Source organism: Paenibacillus sp. TAF43_2 (genome assembly GCF_052113545.1).
Lineage (GTDB): Bacteria > Bacillota > Bacilli > Paenibacillales > Paenibacillaceae > Pristimantibacillus.
Genome location: NZ_JBFRDK010000254.1, coordinates 1 through 6,534, shown reverse-complemented (window position 1 = coordinate 6,534; position 6,534 = coordinate 1). Strand labels below are relative to the sequence as shown.

6 protein-coding genes and 2 pseudogenes are annotated in these 6,534 nt (G+C 43.3%); 3 read left to right on the top strand and 5 right to left on the bottom strand.

Going from position 1 to position 6,534, the window contains the following annotated elements; translation table 11 throughout:
- Nucleotides 1-208: DUF3955 domain-containing protein (locus AB4Z17_RS30925; protein WP_441964126.1), on the bottom strand; the 208-nt coding region annotated here is incomplete at its 3' end.
- 281 nt (nucleotides 209-489) lie between these two features.
- Between AB4Z17_RS30925 and AB4Z17_RS30920 the strand changes: the two genes are divergently transcribed.
- The 3 genes from AB4Z17_RS30920 (at nucleotide 490) to AB4Z17_RS30910 (ending at nucleotide 4,024) form a co-directional block, all read left to right on the top strand.
- Nucleotides 490-1,107 carry a TetR/AcrR family transcriptional regulator gene (locus tag AB4Z17_RS30920; protein WP_441964124.1) on the top strand — a complete coding sequence of 206 codons (618 nt, stop codon included), beginning with the start codon at nucleotides 490-492 and terminating at the stop codon, nucleotides 1,105-1,107.
- 47 nt (nucleotides 1,108-1,154) lie between these two features.
- Nucleotides 1,155-3,494, top strand: a complete 2,340-nt coding sequence (locus AB4Z17_RS30915) for an MMPL family transporter (RefSeq protein WP_441964122.1) — start codon at nucleotides 1,155-1,157, stop codon at nucleotides 3,492-3,494.
- Between the two features lie 320 nt (nucleotides 3,495-3,814).
- A complete protein-coding gene (locus AB4Z17_RS30910) occupies nucleotides 3,815-4,024 on the top strand; it encodes a hypothetical protein (RefSeq protein ID WP_076265602.1) in 210 nt (69 codons plus the stop codon).
- A 131-nt stretch (nucleotides 4,025-4,155) separates the two neighbouring features.
- Here the strand turns inward: AB4Z17_RS30910 and spoIIP are convergent, their stop codons facing one another.
- From spoIIP to AB4Z17_RS30890, 4 genes and pseudogenes are all read right to left on the bottom strand, one after another.
- Nucleotides 4,156-5,409, bottom strand: a complete 1,254-nt coding sequence (gene spoIIP / locus AB4Z17_RS30905; RefSeq protein WP_441964120.1) for a stage II sporulation protein P — start codon at nucleotides 5,407-5,409, stop codon at nucleotides 4,156-4,158.
- Between the two features lie 189 nt (nucleotides 5,410-5,598).
- Nucleotides 5,599-5,718 (bottom strand): annotated as a pseudogene (locus tag AB4Z17_RS30900) (nucleosidase); the annotation flags it as partial.
- Nucleotides 5,719-5,720: 2 nt separating this feature from the next.
- Nucleotides 5,721-6,002: pseudogene (locus AB4Z17_RS30895) on the bottom strand (HAD hydrolase-like protein); the annotation flags it as partial.
- 121 nt (nucleotides 6,003-6,123) lie between these two features.
- The coding region (locus AB4Z17_RS30890) for an ATP-grasp domain-containing protein (protein WP_441964118.1) at nucleotides 6,124-6,534 on the bottom strand (411 nt) is incomplete at its 5' end.

Below are 6,534 nucleotides of genomic sequence, written 5' to 3'. Positions count from 1 at the left end.
TAGAAATGACAGCGAGCAATAATAATAAAATAATTCCACTTAAAAATAATAGATAACTTAATGGAATTAAAAAGAACAATGGTTCTATTAGTGTACCATCTGGAGCGACTTCGGATTTCCCCATCATTCCGATAACTAGACAAATGATTCCCAAAAAAATTGGGATAGAAACTAATTTTAACCACGCTGATAATCCTTTCTGTCTCATAATAATCCTCCTCTTAGCTAACTACGAAAATAATATCGTCAATATCTGTGTAAGTCAATATAATTTTATCGTAAAACGATAAATCTTTGTTGTTTTAATAATACTCTATGCTTTACACTTTCCTATTTGTAAGCTCTCGCTCAAATCGTTTAGCTCAACGCCACAAATTCGTAACAACTTGCTCATTGTGCATCATTGCCCATTGGGCAATAATATAAGCAGGGATTATTTTTGAAAAAGCTTCCATTCTATTTGAAAAGGGGTGAACGCTTAAGCGTTACATGATGAACAAACAAAGCCTACGCGATATCAAAAGAGAAGCAACCGCGAATGCGCTTGCCGATGCAGCTTTCGCACTTGCTCTGGAAAAGGGAATGGATGGTTTCGTCGTCGAAGATGTTGTGCAGCTCGCCGGTTACTCCAGACGAACGTTTGCGAACCACTACTCCTGCAAAGAGGAAGCGATAGCTTCGGCAGCTCTCATCTTTAAAGGCGCCGACGAAATTGGGAATTGGATCAATAGCTTAAACGAGGACATGTCCCCACTCGACATTCTTCACCAGTTGATGAAGCTGCATCTGACAGGAGAACATATTGGGAAACTTCGACAGCTTGTATCATTTTCGAGGCAGCACCCTACGCTTGAGCCTTACATCTTAAGCGGACTGCGCCGTTTGCAAATTATGGCTCAGGAAACTTTAGATGAGTTTTCCCATGAACGATATCCCGATGGGTATACCCACCTCCTCGCCGGAGCTGTTTACGGAGCCATGCTCCCCATACTGGATGGCAGCCTGAGTGTGCTGTTACCAGGTCAATCAATCGCCGAGACCCCAGAGGCCGTAACGTTCGATCAATATTTAGATACTATGTTTGGTTACTTGCGAAACGGATTTTAGTACACGACCTCACGTTATTTCTACATGCAAAGGAGAATCATTAACAGATGTCAACTTTTCTGTACAGATTGGGTAAGTCAGCCTATACCAAGCCATGGTATTTCATTATTAGCTGGATCGCAATTCTCGGAGTTGTGCTCGCTATACTCGGGGTCAATGGAATCCATGTAACCTCCGATATGAAAATTGAGGGAACGGAATCACAGAAGGTATTGGATCAATTGTCAGCGGAACTGCCAGAAGCTTCAGGCGGACAAGCCAGCATCGTGTTTACGGCTCCCAAAGACGAACGTCTAGATACACCAGAGCGTTTGAGCGCCATTACTAAAGCTGTTAATGATGTTTATAACCTCGAATATGTTATTAATGCTGCTGAATTGGCTGCTAAAGCCGGCGCTTCAGCTTCAGAAAACGCTCAAGGGAGTGCACCACAACAAGGGGACGGAACAGCGCAAGCAACCACAGGTGAATTGCCTCCCTTCGGCCCTCTAATAGTTAACGGTGTTCCGGTACCTGGCGTGATGCTTGCCTCTGACGGCAGCGTTGCCCTGTTCCAATTCCAATTCACCGTTCAGCAAATGTCGCTACCTGAATCGGTACCCGATTCCGTCATCGATGCCGCCATGTCTGTTGAACAAACGGGTATTCAAGCATTGCCAAGCGACTCGCTGTCAACTAAACCTTCCATTGGTTCGACAGAAGCTATCGGTATTGCCGTAGCTGCCGTTGTGCTATTCATGACACTTGGATCGGTTGTTGCTGCTGGCTTGCCGCTTCTAACTGCCTTAATGGGAGTAGGGATTAGCGTAGGAGGAGCATATGCCTTCTCAAAATTCATCCATATGACTGATCTCACTCCTGTTCTAGCGCTTATGGTTGGGCTTGCCGTCGGAATTGACTACTCGCTGTTTATCGTAAATCGTCAACGCCGCATGATTCTTGATCAGGGATTAAGTGCGCGGGAAGCAGCCAGCAGAGCAGTCGGCACAGCCGGAAGTGCAGTGTTTTTTGCTGGCTTGACCGTTATTATTGCTTTGTGCGGCATGCTTGTCATCGGAATTGGCTTCTTGTCTGCCATGGCGCTTGTTGCTGCTTTGGCTGTCCTCGTCAATGTTCTAGTTGCTTTAACTCTGCTGCCGGCACTGCTAGGTTTGCTTGGTGAACGCATCTGCTCGGCAAAAGCGCGTACGAAGAGCAGCACCCAATCGAAGAAAACTGCTCATGGGTTCGCACTCCGCTGGGTAACAGCTATAGCGAAAGGCCGCTGGCTTGTTATTGTTGCTGTTATTGTTATTCTTGGCGCAGCAGCACTCCCCGTCGCAAAAATGGAAATGGGCATCCCATCAGGAGCCACGGCTAACTTAGATACACCATCAAGGCAGAGCTACGACGCCATTTCAAACGGTTTTGGCGAAGGCTTCAATGGCCCGTTGCTCCTGGTAGCAAAGCCAAAAGGCGCATTGGGCAAAGTGACGCCGGAATTGCTGAATGGTCTAGTTCAAGATCTAGGGAAGCATGAGAATGTTTCGCTTGTGACACCTATGGGCGTAAACAAAAACGGAGATATGGCTATTATTAGCCTCATCCCCAAAACAGGTCCAACGGATGCAGAAACCAAAAACCTAGTTCGTGAGATTCGAGCTTCTGATTCCAGCATGGCGCTAACGTATGATGTCACGGTTGGCGTAACTGGGTTCACCGCAATTAACATCGATATGTCATCGAAGCTGGCTGAGGTGTTCCCTCTCTACGTCGGCATTATCGTCATCCTATCGCTTATTATTCTGCTGCTCGTGTTTCGCTCAATCATCGTTCCGCTCAAAGCTACGGTTGGTTTCCTTCTCAGTGTGCTCGCCACATTCGGGATTACTACGGCCGTATACCAATGGGGATGGCTGCACTCCCTCTTCGGCTTTGATACCGGCGGTCCGCTGCTCAGCTTTATGCCAATAATGGTTACCGGCATTCTTTACGGTCTGGCGATGGATTATCAGGTGTTCCTCGTCAGCTCCATGCGCGAGTCTTACGTACATGGCCATCACGGAACAGAGAGTGTCGTTCATGGCTACAATCAGGCCAGCCGTGTAGTAGTAGCCGCTGCCGTGATTATGGTGTCTGTGTTCGCAGGCTTTATTTTCGCGCATGATATTATGATTAAACAGATCGGTTTTGCACTCGCAATCGGCATTCTTATTGACGCCTTTTTCGTACGCATGGCGCTTGTCCCAGCTGTCATGGCAGTCTTCGGCGACAAAGCTTGGTGGCTGCCGAAATGGCTAGACCGCATGCTGCCGAACCTGGATGTCGAAGGTGATAAGCTTCTAGCTGAACTGAAGAGCCAGGAGAGCGCTGCTACCATTAAGGAGAAACCTCGTCGAGCATATTGATTCAATTTTCGCTAATTTGATTTRCAAAAAAAGGCAAACCAGATCATCTGGTTTGCCTTTTTTTGCATATGGTCCCAAAGTCATGCATCAGGTATTGCAGAAGAATTATTGATCCAATTAGACTGACAAAATTATGATTGAGGATTCGTTGGGGTATACTGTCACGTATTGAGATTAAAATTCACTGTTTTGTATATTTTACAACATATTCTGAAATATTTTTTCTCATTTGCATTCACTTCCATTGCTTTGTATAAAGTTATTAGTGTATTATTTGTCCTTAGAATACAAAAAAATAGAACCGTAGAGGACGTGTTTACATGCAAGCAAAAATTACACTTCAAGAAGGTCAAAGACTAATTACGAACAAAGATTTTGAAGTTGCGATTGCTCAAAAAGCAATAATCAAACCAATGCAAAACGGCATGCAGATTAGACCAGCATCAACCATAACAGGATATAACGACGATTCYGTTCGTATGTCAGATGGAAGCATTATTCACAGAACAGCAAATTCATTTTTCGTTTAAAAACAATGTCTACAAGGCCGATGTAAAAATCGGTTTTTTTATTTTTTATATGACCCTTAACATTATGATAAACAACTGATTGCGAGCATGGAACAAAAAAAAGCAAGGAAACTCCCCCTGCTTTTTTTACTTTATTTAATTGATTTATAATACTCCGCAAACACGTCAGCAAAAGCCTCTGCAGTTTGGAGATTTTCTTCCAACGTATTATTTACTCCCCCAAATTCCAGAAGCAGGCTTCCATTAGAGACGGACTGGTTGTACTCGGCATTCCCCTGGTGGGCGCTTTTCATAAGAACTCCCCTCGATATGCCAGGATACTTCTTGTTTAATAGAGCGTTTAACGCTTCGGCGAACTTTTTGTTTTCCTTATGCGCAGGATTAGCATCTCCAATGACGAACATAATGCGCGCATACGTTTTACCATTAATGACAACCGTTGTTTTGCTCCGTGGAACATCAGCGTCACGGTGAATATCGAAGAAATAGGATAGTGAAGTATTAGCCTTCATCGCCTTGTCGACTGCTTTACGCGATTCAACGTAGGCTTTTGTGTAGCTTAATTTCTGTTCATTCAGTCTTTCAGTAAAGTCGGTCTGTTCAACAATGGAGGATATCCCTTTTTTCTGCAGACTCTCAGCAAGCTTCTTGCCTACAAGCGTAATGTTCACTTTGGCATCGTCGACGGAGGTCCCTTTTGAATTACCTAATACATTTCTCCAGGACTCCCTATTATGCGTATGATAGATATACACTTTACTGCCGCTTTGTTTGTTACTCCCCGTGTTCACAACCCAATTAGCAACGTAAGCGGTTCCTCCACTAGGCAGCGATACTTTATACCAATCTCCTTCTAATCCGACAACAGGAAAGGTTTCTCCAGCTTTCGCCTTGGCAACAATCTCATAATCTAAACCAGGCCCTTTGCGCAAATTAGTAGTATCTACGATATTTACAATAGCTTCCTTATCTTGACCCCCACCCGGCTTGTTGGCGTTTTCCTGGTTTTGTCCATTATTTGAAGTAGGTTGGCTGCCGCTGCTCTCAACCGTCTCCACTACCCAATTTGCAACATAAGCCGTGTTACCGCTGGAAAGAGCTACTTTGTACCATTCCCCTTTCGATTCAACGATTGGATAAGATGTGCCAGCCTTCGCTTTGGCAACAATCTCATATTCAAGCCCCGGTCCTTTGCGCAAATTGGTAGTATCCACAATTTTAGCGATTGTTTCTTTCTTTTGAACGGTTTGAGCGTACTGTTGTACTCCCTGGCTTAGCTTTTTTCCTGCCGACAAGTTCTGAATTGACGCATAGGCAGAATCGGATCCCCCTGTTAATAAAGAAAGAATGATCGTTCCACCCAATAGTTGATTTCTTAATCTCAAAGCTAACTTTCCTCCATTTCAAATACTTATTCTACGAATTTCGACAGCAATGGAGGAAAATCCTTCTAAACTATATTCTAGAACGCGAAAATGAGCGTAAATTCCTAGTAGAGTCATTCAAAAGACATGACAGATAAAGACAAATCAATTTATCAAGCACTCATATGTAACTATATTTTTTACGAGCACCTATTTTTTCAACTGTGAAACTATTGATTTTAGCTCAATTAAATCATCTATGACGATATCTGCCTGAGAGAGTTCGTCTTCTTGTGCAAAATCAAAGTTGCATCCAATGGCGACTAAACCATAGGATACAAAACACCTTTCCCGCTTCTAATGTTTTCAATCAATCGTTCTAGAAAGTATAAGTCCGTTTGTTCCCTTATTTCTTTGGAATGGTTGGGCAAGAGAGTTTCCCAAACCTTCGGTAAAGGTATACCCATAATTTCGCGGTATTTATCAATAGGCGTTGCGCTGTCCCATTCATTTATTGACCTTAACTGATTAAATGCATCTTCAAGTGATATTTCTAAAATTTTATTTGTTTGAAATAGTGTTCCGTCCATATCAAAGATAAGTGATAGTGACATTTCTTCCTCTCCTCTGTAAAATTACATGATCATCTTCACTTTATCACAAATTATTGAGGTTAACTGCTCATTTAACATTACGAGGCTGCGGTTTCATACCGGCAGCCTCGTTCTTTTTAAGCTATAGTAACCCATTCTTTCGTTCCATTAATGAATATTCAATAATCTGATCCAACAGTTGGCTGAATGAAATTCCCGCAGCTTTGGCGCTTTTGGGCAGAAGGCTATTTTTCGTCAAGCCAGGCAATGTGTTCACTTCCATTACATAAGGAATTCCATCTTTAATCATCATGTCGATTCGGGCGTAAACGCTGCATTTTAATGTCTTGTAACAGCCCAGTGCAGAAGTACGAACCCGTTCAAAAATCTCAGGATGCAGCTGAATCACTTGTTCATCGGCTCCACCGTCATCATACTTGGAAGAATAATCAAAAAATTCGGATTGAGACCGAATAGCGATGATAGGAAGAAGTTTACCGTTTAAAATGGAGCAGGTTATTTCCTCACCTTCGATATATTGCTCGATCAATAC

Bases quoted from the DNA above. Each gene is read 5' to 3' on its own strand.
- AB4Z17_RS30915 (WP_441964122.1), top strand. From the start codon at position 1,155: ATGTCAACTTTTCTGTACAGATTGGGTAAGTCAGCCTATACCAAGCCA.
- AB4Z17_RS30920 (WP_441964124.1), top strand. From the start codon at position 490: ATGATGAACAAACAAAGCCTACGCGATATCAAAAGAGAAGCAACCGCG.